Source organism: uncultured Maricaulis sp. (assembly GCF_947259345.1).
Lineage (GTDB): Bacteria > Pseudomonadota > Alphaproteobacteria > Caulobacterales > Maricaulaceae > Maricaulis.
In genome coordinates this window covers 124,586-149,527 of record NZ_CAMYLS010000020.1, presented here as the reverse complement: position 1 = coordinate 149,527, position 24,942 = coordinate 124,586, and the positions used below count along the sequence as shown (strand labels likewise).

25 protein-coding genes are annotated in these 24,942 nt (G+C 63.2%); 16 read left to right on the top strand and 9 right to left on the bottom strand.

All coding sequences use genetic code 11. From position 1 onward, the window contains the following. Positions 1-3: 3 nt before the first annotated feature. A complete protein-coding gene (locus tag Q0X62_RS10130) occupies positions 4-1,488 on the bottom strand; it encodes a leucyl aminopeptidase (RefSeq protein ID WP_297734972.1) in 1,485 nt (494 codons plus the stop codon). Positions 1,489-1,630: 142 nt separating this feature from the next. Between Q0X62_RS10130 and Q0X62_RS10125 the strand changes: the two genes are divergently transcribed. The 6 genes from Q0X62_RS10125 (at position 1,631) to rsmA (ending at position 9,349) form a co-directional block, all read left to right on the top strand. After that, on the top strand, positions 1,631-2,752 hold the full coding sequence (locus Q0X62_RS10125; protein WP_297734969.1) for an LptF/LptG family permease: 1,122 nt from the start codon (positions 1,631-1,633) through the stop codon (positions 2,750-2,752). Continuing rightward, complete coding sequence (locus Q0X62_RS10120) at positions 2,749-3,846, top strand: LptF/LptG family permease (RefSeq protein WP_297734965.1); 1,098 nt, start codon at positions 2,749-2,751, stop codon at positions 3,844-3,846. The genes Q0X62_RS10125 and Q0X62_RS10120 overlap by 4 nt, the downstream gene beginning before the upstream one ends. Before the next feature lie 116 nt (positions 3,847-3,962). Next, entirely contained in the window at positions 3,963-6,104 is a 2,142-nt protein-coding gene (lptD, locus tag Q0X62_RS10115; protein ID WP_297734962.1) for an LPS assembly protein LptD, read from the top strand. 88 nt (positions 6,105-6,192) lie between these two features. Next, positions 6,193-7,461, top strand: coding sequence for a peptidylprolyl isomerase (locus Q0X62_RS10110; protein ID WP_297734959.1), 1,269 nt, complete (start codon positions 6,193-6,195; stop codon positions 7,459-7,461). After that, positions 7,461-8,483, top strand: a complete 1,023-nt coding sequence (gene pdxA / locus Q0X62_RS10105) for a 4-hydroxythreonine-4-phosphate dehydrogenase PdxA (protein WP_297734956.1) — start codon at positions 7,461-7,463, stop codon at positions 8,481-8,483. Before Q0X62_RS10110 ends, pdxA begins: the two co-directional genes overlap by 1 nt. After that, positions 8,480-9,349 carry a 16S rRNA (adenine(1518)-N(6)/adenine(1519)-N(6))-dimethyltransferase RsmA gene (gene rsmA, locus Q0X62_RS10100; protein WP_297734953.1) on the top strand — a complete coding sequence of 290 codons (870 nt, stop codon included), beginning with the start codon at positions 8,480-8,482 and terminating at the stop codon, positions 9,347-9,349. Before pdxA ends, rsmA begins: the two co-directional genes overlap by 4 nt. Positions 9,350-9,361: 12 nt before the next feature. Here the strand turns inward: rsmA and gmk are convergent, their stop codons facing one another. From gmk to fabD, 8 genes are all read right to left on the bottom strand, one after another. Further along, positions 9,362-10,018: a guanylate kinase gene (gene gmk / locus Q0X62_RS10095; protein WP_297734950.1), complete on the bottom strand. Its 657-nt coding sequence runs from the start codon at positions 10,016-10,018 to the stop codon at positions 9,362-9,364. Next, positions 10,008-10,889 carry a YicC/YloC family endoribonuclease gene (locus Q0X62_RS10090; protein ID WP_297734945.1) on the bottom strand — a complete coding sequence of 294 codons (882 nt, stop codon included), beginning with the start codon at positions 10,887-10,889 and terminating at the stop codon, positions 10,008-10,010. The genes gmk and Q0X62_RS10090 overlap by 11 nt, the downstream gene beginning before the upstream one ends. Before the next feature lies 1 nt (position 10,890). Further along, positions 10,891-11,937, bottom strand: a complete 1,047-nt coding sequence (mltG, locus tag Q0X62_RS10085) for an endolytic transglycosylase MltG (protein WP_297734942.1) — start codon at positions 11,935-11,937, stop codon at positions 10,891-10,893. Positions 11,938-11,958: 21 nt separating this feature from the next. Beyond that, positions 11,959-13,242: a beta-ketoacyl-ACP synthase II gene (fabF, locus tag Q0X62_RS10080; RefSeq protein WP_297734939.1), complete on the bottom strand. Its 1,284-nt coding sequence runs from the start codon at positions 13,240-13,242 to the stop codon at positions 11,959-11,961. A gap of 9 nt (positions 13,243-13,251) precedes the next feature. Continuing rightward, positions 13,252-13,488, bottom strand: coding sequence for an acyl carrier protein (locus tag Q0X62_RS10075; RefSeq protein ID WP_121212052.1), 237 nt, complete (start codon positions 13,486-13,488; stop codon positions 13,252-13,254). Positions 13,489-13,647: 159 nt separating this feature from the next. After that, entirely contained in the window at positions 13,648-14,385 is a 738-nt protein-coding gene (gene fabG, locus Q0X62_RS10070) for a 3-oxoacyl-[acyl-carrier-protein] reductase (protein WP_297734934.1), read from the bottom strand. Between the two features lie 15 nt (positions 14,386-14,400). Beyond that, positions 14,401-14,685 carry a hypothetical protein gene (locus tag Q0X62_RS10065; protein WP_297734932.1) on the bottom strand — a complete coding sequence of 95 codons (285 nt, stop codon included), beginning with the start codon at positions 14,683-14,685 and terminating at the stop codon, positions 14,401-14,403. Positions 14,686-14,688: 3 nt separating this feature from the next. Continuing rightward, a complete protein-coding gene (gene fabD, locus Q0X62_RS10060) occupies positions 14,689-15,642 on the bottom strand; it encodes an ACP S-malonyltransferase (protein ID WP_297734929.1) in 954 nt (317 codons plus the stop codon). A gap of 242 nt (positions 15,643-15,884) precedes the next feature. Here fabD and rpsF point away from each other — a divergent pair, with 242 nt between their 5' ends. The 10 genes from rpsF (at position 15,885) to Q0X62_RS10010 (ending at position 24,918) form a co-directional block, all read left to right on the top strand. Further along, entirely contained in the window at positions 15,885-16,238 is a 354-nt protein-coding gene (gene rpsF, locus Q0X62_RS10055; RefSeq protein WP_297734926.1) for a 30S ribosomal protein S6, read from the top strand. An 11-nt stretch (positions 16,239-16,249) separates the two neighbouring features. After that, the gene (gene rpsR / locus Q0X62_RS10050) at positions 16,250-16,504 is read left to right on the top strand and encodes a 30S ribosomal protein S18 (protein WP_011643151.1); all 255 of its coding nucleotides are present in this window, start codon (positions 16,250-16,252) and stop codon (positions 16,502-16,504) included. A gap of 13 nt (positions 16,505-16,517) precedes the next feature. Then, positions 16,518-17,153 carry a 50S ribosomal protein L9 gene (gene rplI, locus Q0X62_RS10045; protein ID WP_297734923.1) on the top strand — a complete coding sequence of 212 codons (636 nt, stop codon included), beginning with the start codon at positions 16,518-16,520 and terminating at the stop codon, positions 17,151-17,153. Between the two features lie 195 nt (positions 17,154-17,348). Beyond that, positions 17,349-18,833: a replicative DNA helicase gene (locus tag Q0X62_RS10040; protein ID WP_297734919.1), complete on the top strand. Its 1,485-nt coding sequence runs from the start codon at positions 17,349-17,351 to the stop codon at positions 18,831-18,833. 4 nt (positions 18,834-18,837) lie between these two features. Next, positions 18,838-19,929 carry an alanine racemase gene (gene alr / locus Q0X62_RS10035; RefSeq protein WP_297734916.1) on the top strand — a complete coding sequence of 364 codons (1,092 nt, stop codon included), beginning with the start codon at positions 18,838-18,840 and terminating at the stop codon, positions 19,927-19,929. Between the two features lie 125 nt (positions 19,930-20,054). Beyond that, positions 20,055-20,618 (top strand): hypothetical protein, encoded by a 564-nt coding sequence (locus Q0X62_RS10030; RefSeq protein WP_297734913.1) that lies wholly within the window; start codon positions 20,055-20,057, stop codon positions 20,616-20,618. 73 nt (positions 20,619-20,691) lie between these two features. Next, positions 20,692-22,068: a DNA repair protein RadA gene (gene radA / locus Q0X62_RS10025; protein WP_297734909.1), complete on the top strand. Its 1,377-nt coding sequence runs from the start codon at positions 20,692-20,694 to the stop codon at positions 22,066-22,068. A gap of 14 nt (positions 22,069-22,082) precedes the next feature. Next, on the top strand, positions 22,083-22,727 hold the full coding sequence (locus tag Q0X62_RS10020; RefSeq protein WP_297734906.1) for a CvpA family protein: 645 nt from the start codon (positions 22,083-22,085) through the stop codon (positions 22,725-22,727). Further along, the gene (purF, locus tag Q0X62_RS10015) at positions 22,724-24,205 is read left to right on the top strand and encodes an amidophosphoribosyltransferase (protein WP_297734903.1); all 1,482 of its coding nucleotides are present in this window, start codon (positions 22,724-22,726) and stop codon (positions 24,203-24,205) included. The genes Q0X62_RS10020 and purF overlap by 4 nt, the downstream gene beginning before the upstream one ends. Further along, on the top strand, positions 24,202-24,918 hold the full coding sequence (locus Q0X62_RS10010) for an SDR family NAD(P)-dependent oxidoreductase (RefSeq protein ID WP_297734899.1): 717 nt from the start codon (positions 24,202-24,204) through the stop codon (positions 24,916-24,918). The genes purF and Q0X62_RS10010 overlap by 4 nt, the downstream gene beginning before the upstream one ends. Positions 24,919-24,942 lie beyond the last annotated feature (24 nt).

Genomic DNA, 24,942 nt, shown 5'->3' with positions numbered 1-24,942 from the left:
GGCCTAGCCCTCGTAGTTGTCGCGGACGAAACGGTCGAGGATGCGCACACCCCAGCCCGTGCCCCAGCTCGGCTGGCGCGGATCGTCCTTGCCACCCATGCCGCCCATGGCGGTACCGGCGATGTCGATATGGCACCACGGCTTGTCATTGACGAAGCATTTGAGGAATTCCGCCGCCGAGATCGAACCGGCGAGACGGCCTTCGCCAACATTCTTGATGTCAGCATTCTTGGTCTCGATATGCTTTTCATAGTCCGGACCGAGCGGCAGACGCCAAACCGGCTCGTCGGAGGCATCACCGGCCGAGGACAGCTGGGCGGCGATATCATCGGAATTCGTGAAAATGCCGGCGCGGGTATTGCCGAGACCGATCAGGATGGCGCCCGTGAGAGTCGCCAGGTCGATGATCAGCTTGGGATCGAAGCGGTCCTGACTGTACCAGAGCACGTCGGCCAGAACGAGGCGGCCTTCCGCGTCCGTATTGAGAATCTCGATCGTCGTACCGGACATCGCCGTGACGATGTCACCCGGGCGCTGGGCGTTGCCGTCGGGCATGTTCTCGACCAGGCCGACAATGCCGATCGCATTGACCTTTGCCTTGCGGCCCGCCAGAGCGCGCATCAGGCCGACCACGGCGGCCGAGCCGCCCATGTCACCGCGCATCTCGTCCATACCGGCACCCGGCTTCAAGGAGATGCCGCCACTGTCGAAGGTCAGGCCCTTGCCGACGAAGAGAAGCGGTTTTTCGCCTTCCGGCCCGCCGCTCCACTTCATGATGGCGATCTTGCTTTCGAATTCCGAGGCCTGGCCGACACCCAGAAGCGCGCCCATGCCGAGCTCGGTCATCTGGACTTCATCGAGGATCTCGATCTCGAGCCCGTGCTCGGCCATGCCCTCGATCTTCTTGGCATAGGTCTCCGGGTTGAGAATATTCGGCGGAAGATTGGTGACTTCCCGCGCCAGGTCGACACCATCGGCGACCGCGCCCCAGGCTTGCCAGGCCGCCTTGGCCCCATCGACATCGCTGACAGCGATGGTCAGCTCGGTGAGGGACGGCTTCTGGTCGTCCTTCAGCTTGGTGCGGAACTGGTCATAGCGGTAGGAGGCCAGACGGGCACCAAGGCCGGAACGGGCCGCGCCCTCGCCATCGGTCTCACCGTCAAACTGGATCGACAGGGTCGTCTCGCCGCTCAAAAGGAGCTTGGCGACCACGGCCGCAGCAGCCTTTTCCAGGGTCGACCCGGTACGCTTGTCCTTGGCACCGAGACCAAACAGGACGATTCGGCTGGCTTCGCTGCCGGTCGGCGCGATGATGTCCAGCGTCTGAGCCGGCTTGCCGGTGAAGCGCGAGCCGGTGATGGCCCGCTTGATCGCACCATTGGAGGCCGAGTCGAGCGCGGCGGCCGCCGGCGACAGGGTGGCATCCTCATAGACGGGCACGGCGATCGCGCCGGCAGCGTTCGGAGCGGCAGCGAATTCGATTTTCATGGTCTTCCCTCTCATCCAGTCGCAATGGGTGGCAGTCCGGCTGATCGCGGGTGTGTACCCGGTGCCGAAAACTTGTGTCGCGGAAGTGGTATCCGATCACGACGTGAGATAGAAGGCGGAACGCGCAGCACAAGCCGGCTTCATGATTCTCGTTCAGCGGTACTTCTTCAATCAATTGCTCTGGCCATTCATGGCGGCGACCGCGGCCTTCGCCGGGCTGGCCCTGTTGACGCAGAGCCTGTCCAATGTCGACCTGGTGTCGGGCTATTCTGAAACCGCGCTCACCTTCATCAAGGTCACGGCGCTGGCGCTGCCTCACCTCACCGCCCTCCTGGTCCCGATCGCCCTCTTTGTTGCCGTCCTGTCCGGACTCAACCGGCTGACAAATGACAGTGAGACCGTGATTGCTTCGGCGGCCGGTGTGAGTCGTTTTGGCCTGCTTTCGCCTGTGATGCGACTGGGTGTCTATGTCCTGCTGGCCAATCTCCTTGTGAACTTGGTCGTCCAACCGGTGGCCTACAGGGAAATGCGGCGCTCGCTGCATGATCTGCGCTCTGACGTCGCTGCCAGCCTCGTGACGCCGGGGGCCTTCTCCCAGCTCGGCCAGGGCGTCACGATCTATGCCCGCGAGCGCGGTCGCGATGGCCGCATGCAGGACATCCTGATCCATGACAGCCGCGGCCAGGATGAGGCCTCGACCTATTCTGCACGCGAAGGGGTGGTCGTGCGCTCCGGCGACCGCTCCGCCATGGTGCTGATCGACGGCAATCTCCAGCAGATCGATTCGGCCGGCGAACTCTACTACGCCAATTTCGATCGGTATGAATTCGACCTCGGCGAATTTGTCGGACCGGTCGACGCCATGTTCTTCAAGGAGTCCGATCGTTTCCTGCATGAATTGCTGTGGCCGTCGGCCGCCGAGATCGCCCGGACCAACGGGCCGGAGCGGGCCTGGGCCGAGGCGCATTACCGGCTCGCCGCGCCGCTGTACAATCTGGCATTCGCACTGATCGCAGCCGCGGCCTTCCTCGCGGGAGACCATTCACGCATGGGCTATGGGCGGCGTGTTATAATCGCCGTCGGCGCCGGGCTGACGCTGCGCCTCATCGGCTTCGCGATGCAATCAGCAAGTGCCGATGATGCGGCCATGAATATCGCCCAATATCTCGTCCCCATTCTCGGCATGGTCGGCGCGATCGCCGTGATTTACTGGCCCGCTCGGACCAAACCGGAATACTCCCAGCCGAACGAGGCCGCGGCATGATCGGCGGACGCCTGAACCGGTATATGGCCAGTCAGACAGCCGGCGGGCTTCTGCTCGCCTTCCTGACGATTGCTACCGTGATCATCCTGGTCGATTTCGTCGAGCAATCGCGGGCTGTCGGCACGCGGGTCGATGTTTCCACACTCGACCTGCTGGGCCTGACCCTGCTGCGGGCGCCCGCCTTGCTGGAAAGCACGCTGCCCTTCGTGTTCCTGTTCGGCACGCTTACGGCCCTCTTCCGCCTCAATCGCTCGTCGGAATTGATTGTGATGCGCGCTTCCGGTGTCTCCGGCTGGCGCATCCTGGCGGCGCCCATGATTCTCGCGGTCACGGTCGGAATCATCGGTGCGACAGGCCTCAACCCGCTTGCCGCGAATCTCAACGCTGAGTTCGAGGCGCGCCGCGACAACCTGATGAATGTGCGGCGCGTGGAGGGAATGGAACAACCTGTCTGGTTGCGCGAAGCCAACCTGGACGGCTTCACGGTCATCGCGGCGACCCAGCTCGAGGAGCAACGGCAAGTCCTGCAGGATCCGGTCTTCTTCCAGTTTACGTCCAGCGATGACGGTACACCGCGGCTTGAGCGCCGGATCGATGCGGAGACCGCCGAATTGCGATCAGGTTTCTGGGAGGTGACAGGCGCGGTGGAACGGACACCGATGCCATCCCGCCTCGAGCTTGGCACCATCACCATGCCCACATCGATCAATCGCCAGGCGCTCTTCGAGCGGGCACGATCGGCCGATGGGGTCGCCTTCTGGGACCTGCCACGCCTCATCAATTCCGCGCAGGAAGCCGGACTCGCGACCCGGCGCTACGAATTGCGGCTGCACGGGCTCCTGGCCCTACCGCTCACCCTTCTGGCCGCCACTCTGATCGCCGCAGCCGCGACGCTCCGCCTTCACCGCCTGGGCGGCGCCGCTGCGTTTGCGATGGCGGGGGGCATTGCCGGCTTCGTGATGTTCTTCTTTCAGGAGATGCTGAGCTCGTTCGGCATTTCCGGTGCCCTGCCGCCAGCCACCGCAGCCTGGTCGGCGCCTGCGCTAACGGCCTTGCTCGCACTCATTTATATCGCCTCGACCGAAGACGGTTGACGGCGTGGACGCCGCCGCCGGCTTCGGCTAGTCATAAACAAGACCCGCCTGCGGGGGCCGGGAGACCAGAAGGAGTGACGCGGATGGCGTCGCAATTTCGCCGCCTAGCGGCAATCTTGCTGAGTACATCGGCACTCGCCCTGACGGCACCAGCTTTGGGCCAGGTCGGTGCCACTGAAAACGCACCGATTTATCTGGAGGCCGATCAGATCCAGGACATTGAGGGCGGTACCGGATATATCGCTCGGGGCAATGTCCGTGTGCGGCAGGATCCGCGCACGCTGCTCGCAGACGAGATCGAGTACCACCCGGATCAGAACCGGGTCGTGGCCCGGGGGCATGTCATCATTCTGGGTCAGGGCCCCTTCGCTCAATACGCCGACGAGGTAGAGCTCGACAGCCAATTGGCTACGGGTGTGGCGCTTGGGTTTGCAACCATGCTTGAGAACAGGGGGCGGGTGGCGGCCGCAACCGCGATTCGCCGGGAAAATGGCTCCCTTCAGCTGGAAGACGCCTACTATACAGCCTGCGAGCTGTGTGAAGATGGCGAAGGCGCACCAACCTGGCGCTTGCGCGCTCGCGAGGTTGTTCAGGACGCTGAAGAGCAGATGATCTACTATCGGGGCGCACGCTTGGAAATCGGCGGCGTCCCGGTCCTCTACGCTCCGGTTTTCGCCCATGCCGACCCGTCATCCGAGCGCCGCTCCGGCTTCCTTTTCCCGAAAGTAGGCGTTTCGTCCCGATTGGGCTTCACCTACCAGCAGCCCTATTACTGGACGATATCGCCGTCCCAGGACCTGATCATCGCACCACGCGTCATGGGCAATGTGAACCCGCTAATCTATGGCGAATACCGCAAGCGCTTCTGGTCAGGATTCGTGGAATTGGAAGCCAGCTTTACGCGCGAACTCGACATCGACAGTGATGGGGAACTCTTTGGCGAGGAAGCGGATCGCTGGCACGTCTTCGGTGGCGGCGAATGGGCGATCAATCCGGACTGGCGCTGGGGATTCGGCGTACAGCGGGCTTCGGACAATCTCCACCTTCGACGCTATGACTTCAGTGAGGAAGACAAGGATCGTGGCGCTCCGATCACACCGCAGCGTCGCCAGCTCGTCAGTCAGCTCTATGTAGATGGACGGACACAGAATTCGGCAGGCCTGATTGCCTTTGCCGAATTCCAGACACTCGCGACCGATGCCGACGATGATATCGTCCCGACCGTCGCCCCGATCGCGAGCTATACGCGTGTCTTTACGGCGCCGGAGTCCTGGGGCCGTATCGAAACCAGTATCGATGCAACGAGCCTGCGGCGTGACGTGGGCGTCAATTATGACAGGGCAACAGCCAGCGTAGACTGGCGCACACGCTGGACCACACCGGGCGGCGTCCTTGTCTCACCCTTTGTTTACGCGCGCACAGATGCCTACCGGTTCGAGGACGCACAGGCCGGAACGTCGAACACGGTCAATCGCGCGCTCGGCCTTGCGGGAGCCGACGTCAGCTGGCCCTTTTTCCGCGCTGGCGACTCTGTCGACATGATTGTCGAACCGGTCGTGTCCCTTATCGCAGCGTCCGACGACGAAGACGCGGCTCGAGTCATCAACGAGGACAGCCTCTCGATCGACCTTGACGAGAGCATGCTCTTCCAACCCGTCCGCGCGCCCGGCTTCGATCTATGGGAGGACGGTCAGCGCCTGAGCTACGGCGTCCGTACCACCGCGTATTGGGGTGAAACCGGGCAAGCCCGACTCTTCATCGGCCAAAGCAACCGGCTCGATGGATCGCCGGTTTTCAATGCCTCCAGCGGGCTCTTGGCCGACCAGTCGGATTATGTTGTCGCCGGCTCCATCGAGATCGCCGATTTCGACGCGGAAGTGTCCGCCCGGATCGATCCCGATACCTATGCCAGCAACCGACTGAGCGTGGAACTCGGCTATACCGGCGAGCGCTTATCGACCGCCGTTCGCTATCTCGATATCAGCGATGTCAACGTAACCCAAGGCGCCCAGCGCGAATTGGCGATGAATTTCGAGCTTGCCATCGCTGGAAACTGGAGTGCGATTGGCCGCGTATTGCGTGATCTTGATAGTGAAGTTACCCGGCGTCAGGATTTTGGAATCCGGTTTGAGGATGACTGCGCGCAATTTGATATTGTGTATCAGCGAGAAATCCTGGGAATCCGTGATCTGGGACCATCCGAGTCGATCCAATTCCGTGTTACGCTCTTCACCTTGGGAAGTGTGGCGCCCGATTAAGTTACAATCACCTGCTCTACAGTGTCCGGCGATTGCGCCGCGGCCGAGTTTGGGTAATGTTCCGCGCCGAACCGATATGCGATTGCTGATGACCTGCGCCAAACGAATTGTCCTTTCCCTGCTTGCCTGCGCCCTGACTCTGGGTACCGCGTCCGCGTACGCCCAGACCACCGAAGGCGTGGCCGCACTGGTCAATGACGAACCGATTACCACGGTCGATGTGCGTAACCGGATGCGCCTCATCATCGCGTCGACCGGCATGTCGCAAATCGACGAAGCCACGCTGGTGCGAATCCAGGACCAGGCCATGCGCGGCCTGATCGATGAGCACCTCCAGCTGCAGGCTGCTGCCGATTACGAGATTGAGGTTTCAGACGAAGAAATAACCAACTCCCTGCTCGATCTGGCGGACCGCAATAATACGACGGTCGACGTCATCGTGCAGGACCTGCGCAATTCCGGTGTAGATGTCTCGACGCTTCGCCATCAGCTGGAAGCAGAGATTGCCTGGCAGATCATCGTCAATGGTCGTTATGGCTCGCGCATCCGGATTTCCGAGCAGCAGATCGAGCTTGCGCTCGAACGCCTCGCCGCCAGCGCCTCCCAACCGCAATATCGCATCTTTGAAATGCTCTTCGAAGTGCCCGCCGCTGGTCAGGAAGAACAAACTGTCCAGCGCGTCATTACCGTCATGAACCAGCTCCAGCAGGGTGCGACCTTCCCGGAATTGGCCCGCCAGTTCTCCGACGCTCCGTCTGCGGCCAATGGCGGCGATATTGGCTGGATTACCGCTTCGGAACTCCAGCCGGAAGTTGCGGCCATCATGCCGCAAATGCGCCAACAATATCAGCAAAGCGGTGGTCGCGGTGCCCTGTCGAACCCGATCGAGGTGCCCGGCGGTTTCATGGTCATCGCCCTCGTCGGCGCTCGCGACGGCACGACCACGCTGCAATATGACCTGGTCCAGATCTCGGTCCCGACCAGCGCAGTCACCGACGCCACACGCACGAATTTCCAACGCGAACTGGCAGACAACCCGACCTGTTCACAGGCGGAGACCGTGGCCGGGCGCATCAATGGTGCGATCTATACCCCGCTCGGCAGTATTTCAGCCGAGGCCGTCCTGCCGGCCGTGCGCGATGCGCTCCAGCCGCTGGATGAAGGCGAGAATACCGGCGTTATGCAATCGGGCAGCGGCCTGCAGGCCCTGATTGTCTGTGACCGGACCATCGCCGGTCCGGGCGTTCCGACCCGCGACGACCTGGAAGGCCAATTGCGGGGACAGCAATTATCGCTGCTCTCGCGCCGCTGGCTGCGTGACCTGCGCCGCGACTCCACGGTCGAGATTCGTAACTGATGACCCACCCATCACCCGTCGTCGTGTCGATGGGTGATCCGGCCGGTATCGGCCCCGAGATCATCCTCAAGGCATGGACCATCTGGCGCGACCGCGCCGGCGTTCCGCCTCTGCTTGCGCTAGGCGATCCCGCCGCCTTCGAGACGACGGCCCACGCACTGGGACTGCCGACTCCGCGCGTCGTCGGTACGCCATCGGCCGCCGCAGATACACAGCCAGGCGGCCTCCCTGTCTTTGAAGTGGGCATCAATCTGGATGCGCCCGCCACCCCCGGTAAGCCGGACGCTGCCAATGCCGCCTGTATCAAGGCTGCAATCGAAACCGGCGTCCGGCTCTGCCTGGACGACCAGGCTCGCGCGCTCGTGACGGCGCCCATCGCGAAAGCCGTCATGTATGATGCGGGCTTCAGCTTTCCAGGTCATACCGAGTTTCTCGCCGAACTGTGCGCCGAGCACCCGATGCAGACCCCGCGCGGCCCGGCCATGATGCTCGCCGGCGGCGGGTTGCGGGTCGTTCTCGTGACAATCCACGAGCCGCTCGCGCGCGCCATCTCGTTGATCACGCCTGAACGGGTCGAATCCATCGCTCGCCTCTGCCATGCAGCGCTGCAGCGGGACTTCGGGATTGCGCAGCCGCGCCTGGCCCTGGCCGGCCTCAACCCACACGCTGGCGAAGGTGGGGCCCTGGGTGAGGAGGAGCGCGATATACTCGACCCGCTGGCCGAGCGTCTTCGTGCGGACGGAGTGGACATTACCGACGCGCTGCCGCCGGACACCATGTTCCATGCCGAGGCACGCGCCGACTATGACGCCGCAATCTGCCTCTATCATGACCAAGGCCTGATCCCTGTGAAGACCCTCGATTTCCATGGCGGCGTGAACATCACGCTCGGCCTGCCCATTGTGCGAACCTCGCCCGATCACGGCACGGCCTTCAATATTGCCGGACGGGGCGAAGCCCGGCCGGACAGTCTTCTGGCAGCCCTCGACCAGGCTTGCGCGATCGCGGAGTGCCGGGGATGAGCCTCGACGACCTGCCGCCGCTGCGTGATGTCATCACCAGCCATGATCTCGGCGCCAAGAAGGCCTTCGGGCAACATTTCCTCCTCGACCTCAACCTGACCGCCAAGATCGCCCGCCTCGCCGGTGATATGAGCCGGGACCAGGCAATCGAGGTCGGCCCCGGTCCGGGCGGGCTGACCCGCGCCATTCTCGCGGAAGGTGCCGGATCCCTGCTGGCCGTGGAGAAGGATTCGCGCTTCCTCGATGCCTTGGCCGAGATCAATGCCGCGTCGGGTGGACGTTTGACAGTCGAGCAGGCCGATGCGCTGGAGGTTGATGAAACCGACCTTCTGACCGGCCCGGGCGACAAGGTCATCCTGTCCAACCTGCCGTATAATGTCGGCACCCAATTGCTTATCAAATGGCTGCAGGCCGAGCCGATCTGGTGGCGACGGGCCGTGCTGATGTTCCAACGCGAAGTCGCCGACCGCGTTGTCGCCCAGCCGGGCGACAAGGCCTATGGCCGGCTAGCCGTGATCGCCCAGTCGCGCTGCCAGGCACGCCTCGCCCTGAAAATACCGGCCCGCGCCTTCACCCCGCCGCCCAAGGTCGAATCAGCAGTCGTAGTGCTCGATCCGCTGCCGGAGACGCAGCAGTTCAAGGATGTGATCGCGCTGGAACGGATCACCGCCTCGGCCTTCGGCCAGCGCCGCAAGACCTTGCGCCGCAGCCTCGCCCAGGCGGCCGGTCAGGCGTCGACCAGCGCCGATGCGCTGCTCGAAGCAGCCGGAATCGACCCCGGCGCGCGCGCTGAAGTTATTGATATTCCTGGATTTCAGACGCTGGCGATTGCTTGGCGCACCGCTTATCAAGCGGCCCGCGCCTGAGGCGCGCCGGACCTATTGGTCCATGATGGCGTCGACGAATTCTTCCAGCCAGGGATGGCGCTGGCGCTTGAGGCGTTCAGCGTGGAGAATTTCGTTTAGCTTCTCCAGCGCCCGCGCGAAATCATCATTGACGATGACATAGTCGTATTCATGCCAATGTGAAATCTCGTCCTTGGCCCGCGCCATGCGGTCCTTGATGATATCCGGGCTGTCCTGCCCGCGCTTGCGCAAACGGTCTTCCAGCAAAGCCAATGACGGCGGCAGGATGAAGACGCGCACGGCATCCTCCGGCGCGGCCGCCGCCAGCGCCTGGGCACCCTGCCAGTCGATATCGAAAACCACGTCACGGCCATCCTCGACCGCCTCCATGACGGGTGATTTCGGCGTGCCATAATAGCGCCCGAAGACCTCGGCCCATTCGAAGAATTCATCATCCTCGATCTTGGCCTTGAACTCGTCAACCGAGATGAAGTGGTAGTCCTGACCATCAACCTCGCCCGGACGCGGCTTGCGCGTGGTCGCGGATACGGACAGGACGACGTCGGGATTCTGGCTCAGCAGGCGCTTGGAGAGCGTCGTTTTGCCGGCCCCGGACGGGCTCGACAGGGCGAGCAGAACACCGCGGCGACGGCCACGAAAGATAGGCGCGTTATAGCCGTCACTCGACATTCTGTATTTGCTCCCTGAACTGGTCGACCGTGTTCTTGAGCGAAAGCCCGATCGCGGTCAGCGAAGAATCGGCGGACTTCGAGCATAGAGTGTTCGCCTCGCGATTAAACTCCTGTGACAGGAAGTCGAGCTTGCGGCCAACGGGCGAGCCCTGGGCAAGCAGCTCCCGCGCCGCAATGATATGGGCGTCCAGGCGGTCGAGCTCCTCGCGCACGTCCAGCTTCACCGCCAGTGCGGCCGCCTCGGTGGCGAGGCGGTCAGCCTCCAGCCCCTCGGGGAGAAGCTCAGCGAACTTGGCGGCCACGCGGTCGCGAATGGCGTCGGTTCGGGTGGCAGCATGGCTGGTCGCGTCGAAAGTCAGGCGCGCGATGTCGTCCATATGACCGGACAGGACTGCGGCAAGGGACTTGCCCTCCTCGCGCCGCGCTGCCACCAGCGCATCAAGCGCCGAGCCCAGACTATCCAGCAAAGCCGCGTCGAGGGCCTTGCTGTCATCGGCATCATCAGCCTGCTCACTATCGATCATGCCCGGCAGGGCAAGCAGGCCGTCGAGAGACGGCCGCGTCACCTCACCGCTTTCCAGAAGCGGAGCGGCCTGATCGAGCAGGCTGCGCAGGCGCGCCATATCGATCCGCGCGCCACTCGCCTCGGTTTCGCGACGCAGATTGAGCGTGGCATTGACATTGCCGCGGGTGAAACGGGCCTTGGCCTGCTCCCGGGCCTTCACTTCCAGCCGCTCGAAGCCGGTCGGCAAGCGGAAACGTGCTTCCAGCCCCTTGCCATTGACGCTGCGAGCTTCCCAGGTCCAGCGCCAGCCCGGCACCTGGCCGTCCGTCCGCGCAAACCCGGTCATGCCCGACAGGACGCCCATCTCAATTGCCCCCATTGCGCCGCTGACGCTCGATACGGCGCCAGTTCGCGACATTGCGCAGGTGCTCGGCATAAGTATCGGCAAAGGCATGCCCGCCTGTCCCGTCGGCGACAAAGAAGAGCGCGCTACTCTCGGCCGGATTCAGCACCGCCGCGATTGATTCCGAGCCGGGATTGGCGATCGGCGTCGGTGGCAGACGCGGGATCTGATAAGTGTTCCAGGCGTTCTCGGCATTGTCGATTTCCGAGCGCCGCAGACCGCGTCCGAGCGGTTCCCCCTGCGAAATCCCGTAGATAATGGTCGGGTCGCTCTCCAGACGCATGCCGCGGCGCAGACGATTGACGAAGACGGCGGCGACCTCGGGGCGTTCGGCACCGACGCCCGTTTCCTTCTCGACCACCGAGGCGAGGATGATCGCCTCCTCACGCGTCTCGATTGGCAGGTCTTCCGCACGCGATTGCCAAAGCTCATCAAGCAGGGCGTCTTGGGCGGCCGCCATGCGATCGAGAACATCCTGGCGGGACGTCCCGCGGGTAACGAGATAGGTTTCCGGGAGCAGGGTGCCCTCCGCCGGGATGGCGGCAATCTCACCCGTCAGAACCTCAACCGCGTTCAGCGTGTCGACGATCATGGCACTGGTCAGGCCCTCGGCGAAGGTGACCGGGTATTGCACCGTCTGGCCGACCCGCAATTGCTCATAAATCTGCGCCATGGAAGCGCCCGCCGGAATGCGATATTCACCCGCGCGCAAAACGCCCTCACCGCCATCCAACGTGACCATCGCGCGAAAGATGCGGCGGTCCGAGATCAGGCCTTCGGACTCTAGCTGATTGGCAATCGAGATCAGTCCGGCACCGCGCGGCAGGAGGATAACGGTTTCCTCGGCGGCCGGACCGGGTGCAGCAAACTCGGCCTGAACCCATTTATAGCCGCCATAGACGGTTCCGGCCGCCGCGAGAGCGAGCACCAAGAGCACGACGACCAGCCAGAGAAGAATGCGGAGCAGGCCGGATTTGGCCTTGGCCTTGGGCGCAGGCGCGTCGCTCATGATGAAATCCCCGAAAACGCGTTACTCAGCCGCGACAAATACCACGGACGCATTGGTGCCGCCGAATCCGAATGAGTTTGACAGCGCCGCCTTTACCGGCCGCGTCACCGCCTTGAGCGGCGCCAGGTTGAGCGCAGTCTCGACCGACGGATTGTCGAGATTGAGCGTCGGCGGACACTGGCCGTCCCGGATGGCCAGGATGGAGAAGATTGCCTCGACAGCTCCAGCTGCTCCCAGAAGGTGGCCAATCGCGGATTTGGTCGACGACATGACCGCATGCCCCGCCGCCTCCCCAAACAGGCGCTCGACCGCGCGCAGCTCGATCTCGTCACCCTTGGGGGTCGAGGTCCCGTGCGCATTGACGTAGTCGATATCCGCGGGCGTCAGGCCGGCATCACGAAGCGCAGCCGACATGGAGCGGAAACCGCCGTCACCATCCTCGGCCGGGGCGGTAATGTGATAGGCATCGCCGGACAGGCCATAGCCCTTCACCTCGGCATAGATGGTCGCGCCACGCGCCTTGGCATGCTCGTATTCTTCCAGCACGACGACGCCGGCCCCCTCGCCCATGACAAAACCGTCGCGGTCCTTGTCATAAGGGCGCGAGGCCCGCTCGGGCGTGTCGTTGAAACCTGTGGACAACGCCTTGCAGGCGATGAAGGACGCCACGCCGAGACGGCAGACCGTGGCTTCGGCGCCGCCGGCCACCATCAGATCGGCATCGCCACGCGAGACCAGGCGGGCCGCGTCGCCGATGGCGTGGGCACCGGTGGAACAAGCCGTGACGACGGCGTGATTGGGGCCTTTCAGACCATGCTTGATCGAAACCTGGCCAGAGGCGAGATTGATCAGCATGCCTGGAATGACAAAGGGAGAGAGGCGGCGCGGCCCCTTCTCGTGAAGCAGGATCGAGGCGTCATAAGTGGTCTCCAGGCCACCAATGCCCGACCCGATCATGACGCCGGCCCGGTATTTGTCCTCTTCGGACTGCGGGACCCAGCCTGAATCGGCGATGGCCTCATCGGCCGCCGCGATTCCGTAGAGGATGAAATCATCCACCCGGCGCTGATCGCGCGGGCTCATGACGGTGTCGGGGTCAAAGACCCCGGCCTCGCCAGCGCGTCCGCCGCCACGTCCGTCCTTGCGCGGGACCAGCCCTGCCACACGGCAAGCCAGATCCTCCGTCTCGAAATGCTCGATGGAGCCCAGACCGGACTGACCGGCGAGAAGACGTTCCCAAACGACTTCCCGCCCGCAGCCCAGCGGCGTGACGAGCCCGATACCGGTGACGACGACGCGGCGCATGAGGGGGTGTTAGCCCACCTTCTCGGAGATGAATTTCACGGCATCACCGACCGTCTGGATGTGCTCGGCAGCGTCATCCGGAATTTCGATGTCGAATTCTTCTTCGAACGCCATAACGAGTTCGACATTATCCAGGGAGTCGGCGCCCAGATCGTCGATGAAGCTGGCTTTGTCGGTGACCTTTTCGGCCTCGACATCAAGATGCTCAATGACAATTTTGGTAACGCGCTCGAGAACGTCAGACATTTCAGACCCTCATAGTGATTCACCGCGCCATAATAGCGGTGCAGGACAGGACGGGAAGCGGCGAAACAGTGGGCCATTCCCGGGATGCGCGGGCAGTTAGCATGTTTCCCCTGGCAAGACCAGAATGGGAAACCATACCCGCAGGTTCAAGTTCGGCAGTTAAATCATCGCCATGCCACCATTCACGTGCAGCGTCTGACCGGTGACGTAACCGGCCTCTGCACTGGCAAGATAAACAACAGCATTGGCAATATCATCGCCCGAGCCCAGATCACCAGCCGGAATCTTGGCCAGGATGGTCGCGCGTTGATCCTCATTGAGCACATCGGTCATCGGCGAGGCGATGAAACCGGGTGCGACGCAATTCACGGTGACGCCGCGGGCGGCGACTTCCTGGGCCAGCGACTTGGAGAAGCCGATCATGCCCGCCTTGGAGGCGCAATAATTGGCCTGGCCCGGATTACCGGTAACGCCGACCACGGAGGTGATGCCGACAATCCGGCCCCACCGCGCCTTCATCATGCCGCGCAGGGCCGCACGGGTCAGACGGAAATAACTTTCCAGATTGACCTTGATGACCGTGTCCCAGTCCTCATCCTTCATGCGCATGAGGAGCTGGTCCTTGGTGATGCCGGCATTGGCGACCAGGATATCCATCGAGCCCATCGCTTCGGCCGCCTGTTTCGGCAGCGCGTCCACGGCGGCGCCATCCGACAGGTTGCACGGCAGCACATGGACGCGTTCGCCCAGATCATCGGCCAGGTCCTGCAGCACGTTTTCGCGGGTGCCGGACAGCGCCACAGTGGCGCCCTGGGCGTGCAGCTTGCGCGCAATCGCATTGCCCAGCCCGCCGGTGGCACCGGTCACGAGGGCATTCTTGCCAGTCAGATCGAACATTCGATTTCCCTCCACTCAGGGCGTATTAAAGAACAGAAACAGCATTGGCACGACGATGAAACCCACAAGCGCGGCCAGATAACCCCAGCCGATCAGCGTCGGCACCCGGACCGCGACGCGCGCGCCCACGAAGACGAGAATTGAGCCCAAAGTCCAGCCAAAGGCGATCAGGACAAAGATCGCAGCGGCATCAAGCCCCCAGCCCAACCACACGATCTCGCCTTCGCGCGACTTTCGCGCCTGGCGCAAGCGATCCAGGATCGCGCCCCTGGAATAGGCCCTGGGCTCACCTTCGCTCAAGCCTCAGACCTCCGCCTTGAGGCTGGCCGCGAAGGCTTCCAGATCCGCCGCCGTGTTGAGCGGGACGCCGGTCGCCTCCTTGGTCGTGCGCTTGAGCATGGTCGAGAGCACCTTGCCGGAGCCCGCTTCCGCGAGCGTCGTAATGCCGGCTTCCTCGACCATCCACAAAACGCTTTCACGCCAGCGGACACGGCCGGTGACCTGCTCGACCAATTGCTTGCGGATCGTCTCGACATCATCGGTCGGCCGCGCGGTGACATTGGCGACAACCGGCACCGAAGGCGCATTGATGGTCGCAGCAGCGAGCGCTTCAGCCATGGCGTCTGCGGCGGCCTGCATCATCGGGCAATGGAAGGGCGCGGATACGGGCAGCTTCATTGCCTTCTTCAGGCCCAACTCGCCGGCCTTGGCGATCGCCGCATCGATGGCAGCCGTGGAACCGGAGATCACGATCTGGCCGGGTGCATTGTCATTGGCAATCGCGCACACGCCGGCAGCTTCACCCGCCGAGACGGCAGCAGCAGCAAGCTCTTCGTCCGCGCCCAGAAGCGCCGCCATCGTACCCTCGCCGACCGGCACGGCCTTCTGCATGGCCAGACCACGCAGTTTGAGCAATTTGGCCGCATCCGAGATGGACAGGGCGCCCGCCGCCGCCAAGGCTGAATACTCGCCAAGACTGTGACCGGCCACGAAGTCGGCGGTATTGACCTTTACGTCAAACTCACGCTCCAGCACCGCCATCACGGCAAGGCTCGAGGCCATCAGCGCCGGCTGGGCATTCTCGGTCAGGGTGAGGGTCTCGATCGGCCCTTCGGCCATCAGCGCGCCGAGTTTCTGGTCCAGCGCGGCATCGACCTCGTCAAGCACAGCCCGGGCCGAGGCAAACTGTCCGGCCAGTTCCTGCGCCATGCCGACGGCCTGACTGCCCTGTCCGGGAAAGACAAAAGCGAATTTCATGGCGTTCCCTCCCCCATGAAGATTTGTGTTGGGGGCTGACTAGCGCCTGTCACGGGCCGGGCGCAAGGGCTCATGCGGCTTGCACATGCAGGCGGTATGGGCTATGGCCCGCGCTTCGCTTGGTTGCGGTCTCCCGTTCATGGCGTTGAAGCATGGTGTTTCATCCGAATTGGAGAGCCGCCGCAGACCTGCCCGACCCTTCGGCATGGTCTGCGCCGCAACCGCTATCGAAGGGAGCCATCATGGCACTTTACGAGCACATCTTCATCGTGCGCCCGGACGTTTCGCCGGCGCAGATGGAATCTCTTCTTGAAGAGACCAAAGCCCTTATCGAAGAAAAGGGCGGCAAGGCCGGCAAGACCGAATACTGGGGTCTGCGCAATCTTGCTTACCGCATCAACAAATCCCGCAAGGGCCATTACGGCCTCATCGACATCGACGCCCCGGCTGACGTGATCGACGAGCTGGAGCGCCTGCAGCGTCTGTCGGAAGACGTCATCCGCTACATGACCCTGCGCGTTGAAGCCCACACCGAAGAGCCGTCGGCCATCCTCACAAAAAAGGATGATCGCCGCGGTCGTCGCGAGCGGAACTAGGAGAACGAACGATGTCTTCAGGCAATATCTCGAATCTGCCGGCGCGCCGTCCGTTCATGCGTCGCCGCAAGGTCTGCCCTTTCTCCGGTGAGAATGCACCGGCGATCGATTTCAAGGACCCCAAGCTCCTGCTTCGCTACATGTCCGAGCGTGGCAAGATCGTCCCGTCCCGCATCACCGCGGTGTCGGCCAAGAAGCAGCGTGAACTGGCCCGTGCGATCAAGCGCGCCCGCCAGCTGGCCCTGCTCCCCTATGTGGTCGATTGAGGAGGACTGAACAATGAAACTGGTTCTTCTTGAACGCGTGGAAAATCTCGGCGTCATCGGTGACGTCGTGACGGTCCGCCCCGGCTTCGCCCGCAACTTCCTCCTGCCGCAAGGCAAGGCGCTGCGCGCAACCGAAGCCAATATGGCCCGCTTTGAAGTCGAGCGCGAGCTCCTCGAAAAGCGCAATGCCGAACGGGCAGCGGAAGCCGCCGAATCCGGCAAGACGATCGATGGCGAAAGCTTCATCATGATCCGTCAGGCCGGCGAAAGTGGTCAGCTCTACGGTTCTGTCACCTCGCGTGACATCGCCGAGACCGTTTCGGAAAGCGGCACCAAGGTTGTCCGCTCGCAGGTTGCTCTGAACGCGCCGATCAAAACGCTTGGTCTGCACGAGCTGAAAATCAAGCTGCACGCTGACGTCTCCGTGACCGTGACGATCAACATCGCCCGCTCGCAGGACGAAGCCGAACGCCAGGCGGCCGGTGAAGACGTGATCGCGGCCCAGGCCGATGAAGATCGCGCCATCGCCGAAGCCCAGGCGGCCGAACTCTTCGAAGCCAGCGAGGAAGGCCAGGAACTGGCTGCCCAACGCGAAGGCGAAGAAGAGGCCGCGACCGGCGAAGAGGAAAGCGAAGAAACCGAAGCCTAAGCTTTGGATGCTTCAATGCTTTTACGGGAAACGGGCGGGCCGCAAGGTCCGCCCTTTTTCTTTGGTCGGGTCCGGTGTCGGGCGCTGGCAAGTTATCCACACTTGTCCACAGCACGCCCATTCAACTGTGGGCAATGACAGCCTGCGCGGTTTCAGGGGGGTGTATCCCCGGCCCGCCTTTAGTATCCCAGAGCCATGACCACAGCGCTCCTGCCCTACGAAGACGAATCCTCCGTCGCCGAGCTGGATTCGGCCCCGCACAATCTCGATGCCGAACAGGCCTTCCTGGGGGCGCTGCTGTATGACAATGAGATGTATCACCGGGTCGCCGACTGGCTGAAGGTCGAGCATTTCTATGATCCGGTGCATGGCCGCATCTTCGAGACTGCGACCGACCTGATCGGGCGCGGCTCGCTGGCCGATGCGGTCGTCCTGAAAAGCCATTTCGACCGCGATGACGGGCTGAAGGATATTGGCGGGACCACCTATCTCGCCGTCCTGATGGAAGGCGCCGCGACCGGCAATGCCGCCGTCGAATATGCCAAGATCATCTATGAACTGGCCCTGCGCCGCGAACTGATCCGGATCGGCAATGACCTGTCCAATTCGGCAACGGCGGACACCGATGTCCATGCCCGCGAGCTGATCCAGGCAATCGAGCAGAAGCTCTTCAACCTGGCCGAGGAAGGCTCTGCCTCACGCGGCTTCGTTTCCTTCAAGCAGGCGCTAACCGAGTCCGTCGAGTCTGCCGCGGCGGCCTATGAACGTGATGGCGGCCTGGCCGGGATTTCCTCCGGCCTTATGGAGCTTGATCGCAAGCTGGGCGGCATGCACCCGTCTGACCTCATCATTCTGGCCGGTCGCCCGTCCATGGGCAAAACTTCACTGGCCACCAATATCGCGTTCAATGTGGCCAAGGCTTATGAGTACGAGACCCAGCCGGATGGTACGAAGAAGACCACAAAGGGCGGTGTCGTGGGCTTCTACTCGCTGGAAATGTCGGCCGAGCAGCTCGCCACGCGTCTGATTGCCGACCATACCTCCATTCCCGGCTACATGATCCGCCAGGGCACGATCGACGCGACCCAGTATGAGGAAATCCGCGACGGTGTGCTGGAAATCCAGGGCCTGCCGCTCTTTATCGATGACACGGGTGGCCTGCCCATTTCCGCCCTCGCCGCCCGGGCGCGACGCCTGAAGCGGACGCATGGCCTTGACCTGATCGTGGTCGACTATCTCCAGCTCATCACCTCGACCAAGGCCGGCAATGGCGGCTCACGTGTGGAAGAGGTCTCCGAGGTGACGCAGAACCTCAAGGCACTGGCCAAGGAATTGTCGGTCCCGGTGATCGCCCTCTCCCAGCTCTCCCGCCAGGTCGAGAACCGGGAAGACAAGAAGCCGCAATTGTCCGATCTGCGTGAATCCGGCTCGATCGAGCAGGACGCCGACGTGGTGCTCTTCGTGTATCGCGAAGCCTACTACAAGGAGCGCGAAAAGCCGCGTGAGGACACGCCGGAATACCTGGCCTGGGAAGAGGAGTTCCGCCGCATCGAACGCGTCGCCGAAGTCATTATCGGCAAGCAGCGTCACGGTCCGATCGGCACCGCGAAGCTCGCCTTCGACGGCATGCTGACCAAGTTTACCGATCTGGAAACCCGTTTTGACGACCCGCACGAGTGAGCCCATGCCGGCCTCGGGCCTGGCTCATCCGGCACCGCGCCTGATCATCAGCCTCGCCGCGATCCAACGCAATTACGCGCGCCTGCAGGCGCTTGCGCCGGACGCCCAGGTCGGCGCCGTTGTGAAAGCCAATGCCTATGCGCTGGGCGCGACCGAAGTCGTCCCGGCCCTGGCCGAAGTTGGCTGTCGGCATTTCTACACCGCTCACACCGCCGAAGGGGTCGAAGCCCGCGAAGCGCTCGGCGATCATGTGGCGGAGATTTATGTCTTCAACGGATTCTGGCCGTCGGAATTGCCGGCCCTGCGCGCGGCGCGCCTGATCCCGGTTGTGAACACGCTGGCGCAGCTGGACAGTTTGCGCGCGCACGCGCCGGACCTGCCCTGTGCCATCCATCTGGACACCGGCATGAACCGGCTCGGCCTCGACAGCAATGAGACCGAAACACTGATTGCCGATCCCTCCCGCCTTGATGGGCTGGATGTGCGACAGATCATGAGCCATCTCGCTTGCGGCGATGACCCTGCCCATCCCCAGAATGCGCAGCAGCAAGCCCGCTTTGCCCGCATTCGCGCGGCCTTTCCGGATATCCCGGCCAGCCTGGCCAATTCCGCCGGCGTGCTTCTCGGGCCGGATTATCACTTCGACGTCCTGCGGCCGGGCTTGGCCCTTTATGGCGGCAATCCGGCCCCGGGCGAAACCTCGCCCTTCGAACCGGTCGTTCGAGTCGACGCCCCGATCCTGCAAATCCGCGACCTCAGGGCGGGTGACACGCTGGGCTATGGCGCGACCTGGCAGGCCGACCGTCCCATGCGGATTGCAACGGTTGCGGCGGGCTATGCGGACGGTCTGCTCTGGGCCAGTGCCCAGGGCGGGGCCGGCTATTTCGGCGCCATCCGCACCCCCATTCTGGGCCGGGTTTCGATGGATCTCATCGCCGTCGACCTCAGCGCCATCGACGCTGCCGTGGAACCGGGCGACTGCATCAGCTTTCTGGGCGAGCATCTCGACGAAATCGCGCAGGCGGCCGCCACGATCTCGTATGAATTCCTGGTCCGCCTCGGCATTCGCTTCGACCGGGTCTATCAGCGCGACTGAATGACCGGCTCCGGGCAATCGCCTGACCGCCTTCATCCCTCGCCTCGCCGCACTCGTCCCAATGCGCTTGCCGAACCGGACACTACCGACTCACCTGTTCCGGGGTTACGTCACGAGAGGCCGGTATGAGATACGTCCTGATCACGCTTTTCCTTGCCATGAGCCTTGGCGCGCCGGCCTGGGCACAGGAGAGCCGCACCGACACACGACATGCGCTCGACTTCTTTCTGGGCGTGTGGAGGACCGAAGGCGGCATTCCGCTCGAGGATGGCAGCTGGTCTCGCAATTCGGGGGTTCTAACCGGCGAGCGTGCCTTTCGAGGCAGTGACACACCATCCGTGATGGTGCGAACCCAAAGCGTGCCAGACTCGGCCGACACGGGTAGCCCTTTTGACATCCGCTATTTCGAGGACATCACACTCTACGTCCTTGAACCGTCGAGCGGCGAATGGCGCGGCATTTCCCACAACACGCTGGGTAATCGCAAATGGCGGGATGTCACGATCAGCGAAGGGAGTGTCAGCTTCATCCAGCGCGGTGAACTCTTCCAGGTGGATCAGGGCGAGGTGCGCTTCACCTATTCCAACATTACGGCAGACCGGTTCGAGATGCGTGTGGACTATCGGCCCGACACCGAATCAGACTGGCAGATCGGCACGTATCGCATGACCGCAACCCGGATCGGATAGCACCGTAAATGCCCCTTGCACGGGCCCGAAAGTTCCGGTTTTGTTTCCCTGAAGCAATCTGGACTCGATTCGTATGGCGCGTGCCGAAACCATCTATGTCTGCCAGTCCTGCGGCGGTGTTCATTCCAAATGGGCAGGCCGCTGCGATTCCTGCGGGCAGTGGAACACGCTGGTCGAGGAAACGCCTTCCGCCCCGCTCGGGACCCAGGCCAGCAAGCCCAAGCGCAGTGGGCGCGCCGCGCGCCTTGATCTGGTCGACCTCGGATCGGAAAGTCCGGAGCCCGCTCGCCTGCAATCGGGCATCAGCGAGCTCGACCGGGTCTGCGGCGGCGGCCTGGTGCCGGGCTCGGCCATCCTGGTCGGCGGTGATCCGGGGATCGGCAAATCGACCTTGCTCCTGCAGATGATGGCCCAGATCGCACGTTCGGACGCCCGCACGATCTATGTCTCCGGCGAAGAGGCCATCGACCAGGTCCGGCGCCGGGCCAAACGGCTCGGGCTTGCCGACGCACCGGTTTCGCTCGCTTCGGAGACCTCGCTCAACAATATTCTCGACGGGCTGAAGTCGGAAAAGCCGGACATTGTCGTGATCGACTCCATCCAGACGGTCTGGTCCGATCAGCTGGCGGCCGCGCCGGGAACGGTGGCCCAGGTCCGCGCCTGCGCCCAGGAACTGGTCCGCTTTGCCAAGAAGAGCAATTGCACGGTCATCCTGGTCGGCCATGTCACCAAGGATGGTCAGATCGCCGGGCCGCGCGTCGTCGAACACATGGTCGATGCGGTGCTCTATTTCGAGGGCGAGCGCTCGCACCAATTTCGTATCCTGCGTGCGGTGAAGAACCGCTTCGGCCCGACCGACGAAATCGGTGTCTTCGAGATGGGCGACAAGGGGCTGGACGAGGTGATGAACCCGTCCTCCCTCTTTCTTGACGGGCGTGGTGGCGACACGCCCGGCGCCGCCGTTTTCGCCGGTATGGAGGGCACACGGCCTGTCCTGTCGGAAATCCAGGCCCTGGTCGCGCCTGCCGCCTTCGGCACACCCAGGCGGGCCGTGGTGGGTTGGGATAGCGGCCGACTGGCCATGGTGTTGGCCGTTCTTGAGGCACGCTGCGGCGTGGAATTGGCCGGGCGGGACATCTTTCTCAATGTCGCCGGCGGCTTGAAGATATCCGAACCGGCCGCCGATCTGGCCGTCGCGGCGGCCATCGTCTCCTCGGCGCTGGATGTCGCCCTGCCGGCCGATGGTGTCGTTTACGGAGAAATCAGTCTTTCCGGCGATGTTCGTCCGGTCGGACGCAGTGATTCGCGCCTCAAGGAAGCTGCCAAGCTCGGCTTCACGCGGGCCATCGCCCCCCAGGCTGCTGCCGACGAGACCGCTCCGGTCCGGGTCGATGGCGTGGCCACCGCACTCGAATTGGTGCAGTCTCTCAGGGCAATGGCGGGCGAATAGGGAGTGTCGCGCCCATGGAATCCTCACTGACCGCCTTTGACGGCATCGGTCTGACCATTCTTCTGGCCTCCGGCCTTTTGGCTCTGGTCCGCGGTTTCGTGCGCGAGGCCCTGTCCGTGACGGCCTTCGTCGCAGCCTCCCTGGCGACGCTATGGGCTCTGCCCGCCTTCATCGGTCCGGCGCGCGACATGATCGATCCGGACTGGCTGGCGCCGCTGGCGATTGGCGCCATCGTCTTCATCATCATCTATCTGGCGGTGACCTTCGTCACGAGCTCACTCTCGCGTGGCTTGGCCAAGGGGGAGGATGTCAATGTCGTCGATCGCACGCTGGGCTTTGCCTTTGGCCTCGTCCGCGGCCTCGTCCTTTTGGGTCTCGGTGTCATCTTCATGGCGGCGACGTTCGGTGAAAATGGCCGCCCGCCCGAGAGCATTACGCAAGCCCGAATCTATCCGCTGGTGAATGCGACCGCCCGCGCCCTGCAGACCCTCGCGCCGGAGAGCTCACGCATCGGTTCCAGCGCGCCCCTGCCGGGCAGCACAAATGACCCGATTGCAGAAACAATAAGAAATAATGACACGTCCTATGGCAGACGCGACCGAAACCGACTAGATGACCTCATCGGTTCGACCACGGATGACCAGGAAGACGATGGATGAGCGACCAACACGCCATTCCCGCCACACTGACTTACGATCCGGAGAGTGATCGCCCCCAGGAAGAGTGCGGTGTTTTTGCCGTATATGGCGCCGACGACGCTGCCATCCTGACCGCGCTCGGCCTCCACGCTCTCCAGCATCGGGGCCAGGAAGCGTGCGGGATCGCGACCCATGACGGATCGCGTTTTCACATCGAGCGCTATCTCGGCCTGGTCGGGGAGAATTTCACCTCGCCCGACATGCCGCAGCGCCTGCCGGGCCGTGTCGCGATCGGCCATGCCCGCTATTCCACGCAGGGTGCATCGGTCTTGCGCAATGTCCAGCCGCTCTTCGCGGATGTCCGCGGTGGCGGCATTGCCCTGGCGCATAACGGCAATCTCACCAATGCCCGCGTCCTGCGCGAGGAATTGGTCAATCACGGCCAGATCTTCCAGTCGACTTCGGACAGTGAAGTGGTCCTCCACCTCGCCGCCCTGTCGAAAAAGAACAAGCTGACCAATCGTGTGCTCTCCGCCCTCAAACAGGTCCAGGGCGCCTTCGCCTTTGTTGCCGTCGTCAATGACCGGCTGATCGTGGCGCGCGACCCGTTCGGCATTCGTCCGCTGGTCATGGGCCGTCTCGGTGAGGCCTATATCTTCGCCTCGGAGACCTGCGCCCTCGACATGGTCGGCGCGACCTTCGTGCGCGAAATCGAGCCCGGCGAGGCCCTGGTGGTCAATGAGCAGGGCATCCGTTCGGAACGCTTTGCCCCGGCCCGCAAGGCTCAGCCCTGCGCGTTTGAATACATCTATTTCGCCCGTCCCGACTCGGTCATTGAAGGCCGCAGTGTCTATGAGGCGCGCAAGGAGATGGGTCGGCAGCTGGCGCTGGAAACCCCGGCCGATGTCGATGTCATCATTCCGGTACCCGATAGTGGCGTGCCTGCCGCGATCGGCTACTCCGAAGCCTCGGGCATTCCCTTCGAGCTGGGCATTATCCGGTCGCACTTCGTCGGCCGGACTTTCATTCAGCCGACCCAGGACCGTCGCGATCTCTCGGTCCGTCGCAAGCACGCGGCCAATGCGGCCGTTGTGCGCGGCAAGCGCGTCCTTCTGATCGACGATTCGATCGTGCGCGGCACGACCTCGCTGAAGATTGTCCGCATGATGCGCGAGGCTGGCGCCTCGGAGGTTCATTTCCGCTCCGCCTGTCCGCCGATCAAATTCCCGGATTTCTACGGCATCGACATGGCCGGTCAGAAGGAATTAATCGCCGCCAACATGTCGGTCGAGGACATGGCTGCGAAGCTTGAGGCTGACAGTCTCGGCTTCCTGACCGTCAACGGCCTCTACCAGGCCGTAATCGGCGCGCCGCGCAATGACAAGGCGCCACAATTGGCGGATCACTATTTCACGGGTGAATACCCGACCATACTGGCCGATCACGACCGTGACCTCTCGGCCAAGGAATTCCAGCTCTCCTTCCTGGTGGACGCATGACCCAGATCGATCTTAAAGGCCGCCTCGCTCTGGTGAGCGGGGCGTCACGCGGTATTGGCCGAGCCATGGCGCTCGAACTTGCCAAGGCGGGCGCCCACGTCATCGCAACCGCGCGCACCACGGGTGGCCTGGAAGAGCTGGATGACGACATCACCTCGGCCGGCGGCAGCTGCACGCTCGTTCCGCTCGATCTGATGAGCCAGGACGGAATCGAAAAGCTCGGCGGGATCATCACGGAACGCTGGGAAAAGCTGGACATCCTCCTGGCCAATGCCGGTGCGCTAGGCGTGCTGACTCCGGCCTCGCAGGTGAAGTCCAAGACCTGGCATGAAGTAATCGGTGTCAATCTGATGGCCCCCGCCCGCATGATCCGGGCCTTCGAACCGCTCCTGCTGGCCTCGGACGCCGGTCGCGCTGTCTTCATCTCCTCAGGCGCTGCCGCCTCCCGTCGCGCCTTCTGGGCACCGTATGCCGCCTCCAAGGCGGGTCTGGACGCACTCGTCGAGAGCTGGGCCAATGAGCATGTGAATAATCCGAAGCTTCGGATCAACACGGTCTATCCGGGGGCCTTGCGTACCCAGATGCGGGCCAAGGCTTTCCCGGGCGAGAACCCGAACGACCTGTCAGAACCGAGAGCGCTGTGGCCGACCATCGCCGAATTGGTCGCTCCGGACTGCACGCGCAATGGCGAAACCGTGAAGTTCGAGGGCTGAGCCGCTCCGCCACCTTCACGCGAC

Excerpts from the sequence above, each read along its gene's own strand:
- rpsF (WP_297734926.1), top strand. The coding sequence starts at position 15,885 with ATGGCACTTTACGAGCACATCTTCATCGTGCGCCCGGACGTTTCGCCG.
- alr (WP_297734916.1), top strand. The coding sequence starts at position 18,838 with ATGCCGGCCTCGGGCCTGGCTCATCCGGCACCGCGCCTGATCATCAGC.
- rsmA (WP_297734953.1), top strand. The coding sequence starts at position 8,480 with ATGAGCCTCGACGACCTGCCGCCGCTGCGTGATGTCATCACCAGCCAT.
- Q0X62_RS10020 (WP_297734906.1), top strand. The coding sequence starts at position 22,083 with ATGGAATCCTCACTGACCGCCTTTGACGGCATCGGTCTGACCATTCTT.
- gmk (WP_297734950.1), bottom strand. The coding sequence starts at position 10,018 with ATGTCGAGTGACGGCTATAACGCGCCTATCTTTCGTGGCCGTCGCCGC.
- Q0X62_RS10030 (WP_297734913.1), top strand. The coding sequence starts at position 20,055 with ATGAGATACGTCCTGATCACGCTTTTCCTTGCCATGAGCCTTGGCGCG.
- fabD (WP_297734929.1), bottom strand. The coding sequence starts at position 15,642 with ATGAAATTCGCTTTTGTCTTTCCCGGACAGGGCAGTCAGGCCGTCGGC.
- rpsR (WP_011643151.1), top strand. The coding sequence starts at position 16,250 with ATGTCTTCAGGCAATATCTCGAATCTGCCGGCGCGCCGTCCGTTCATG.
- Q0X62_RS10090 (WP_297734945.1), bottom strand. The coding sequence starts at position 10,889 with ATGGGCGTCCTGTCGGGCATGACCGGGTTTGCGCGGACGGACGGCCAG.
- Q0X62_RS10120 (WP_297734965.1), top strand. The coding sequence starts at position 2,749 with ATGATCGGCGGACGCCTGAACCGGTATATGGCCAGTCAGACAGCCGGC.
- purF (WP_297734903.1), top strand. The coding sequence starts at position 22,724 with ATGAGCGACCAACACGCCATTCCCGCCACACTGACTTACGATCCGGAG.
- radA (WP_297734909.1), top strand. The coding sequence starts at position 20,692 with ATGGCGCGTGCCGAAACCATCTATGTCTGCCAGTCCTGCGGCGGTGTT.
- Q0X62_RS10040 (WP_297734919.1), top strand. The coding sequence starts at position 17,349 with ATGACCACAGCGCTCCTGCCCTACGAAGACGAATCCTCCGTCGCCGAG.
- rplI (WP_297734923.1), top strand. The coding sequence starts at position 16,518 with ATGAAACTGGTTCTTCTTGAACGCGTGGAAAATCTCGGCGTCATCGGT.
- Q0X62_RS10010 (WP_297734899.1), top strand. The coding sequence starts at position 24,202 with ATGACCCAGATCGATCTTAAAGGCCGCCTCGCTCTGGTGAGCGGGGCG.
- fabG (WP_297734934.1), bottom strand. The coding sequence starts at position 14,385 with ATGTTCGATCTGACTGGCAAGAATGCCCTCGTGACCGGTGCCACCGGC.
- Q0X62_RS10110 (WP_297734959.1), top strand. The coding sequence starts at position 6,193 with ATGACCTGCGCCAAACGAATTGTCCTTTCCCTGCTTGCCTGCGCCCTG.
- Q0X62_RS10125 (WP_297734969.1), top strand. The coding sequence starts at position 1,631 with ATGATTCTCGTTCAGCGGTACTTCTTCAATCAATTGCTCTGGCCATTC.
- Q0X62_RS10130 (WP_297734972.1), bottom strand. The coding sequence starts at position 1,488 with ATGAAAATCGAATTCGCTGCCGCTCCGAACGCTGCCGGCGCGATCGCC.
- fabF (WP_297734939.1), bottom strand. The coding sequence starts at position 13,242 with ATGCGCCGCGTCGTCGTCACCGGTATCGGGCTCGTCACGCCGCTGGGC.
- Q0X62_RS10075 (WP_121212052.1), bottom strand. The coding sequence starts at position 13,488 with ATGTCTGACGTTCTCGAGCGCGTTACCAAAATTGTCATTGAGCATCTT.
- mltG (WP_297734942.1), bottom strand. The coding sequence starts at position 11,937 with ATGAGCGACGCGCCTGCGCCCAAGGCCAAGGCCAAATCCGGCCTGCTC.
- pdxA (WP_297734956.1), top strand. The coding sequence starts at position 7,461 with ATGACCCACCCATCACCCGTCGTCGTGTCGATGGGTGATCCGGCCGGT.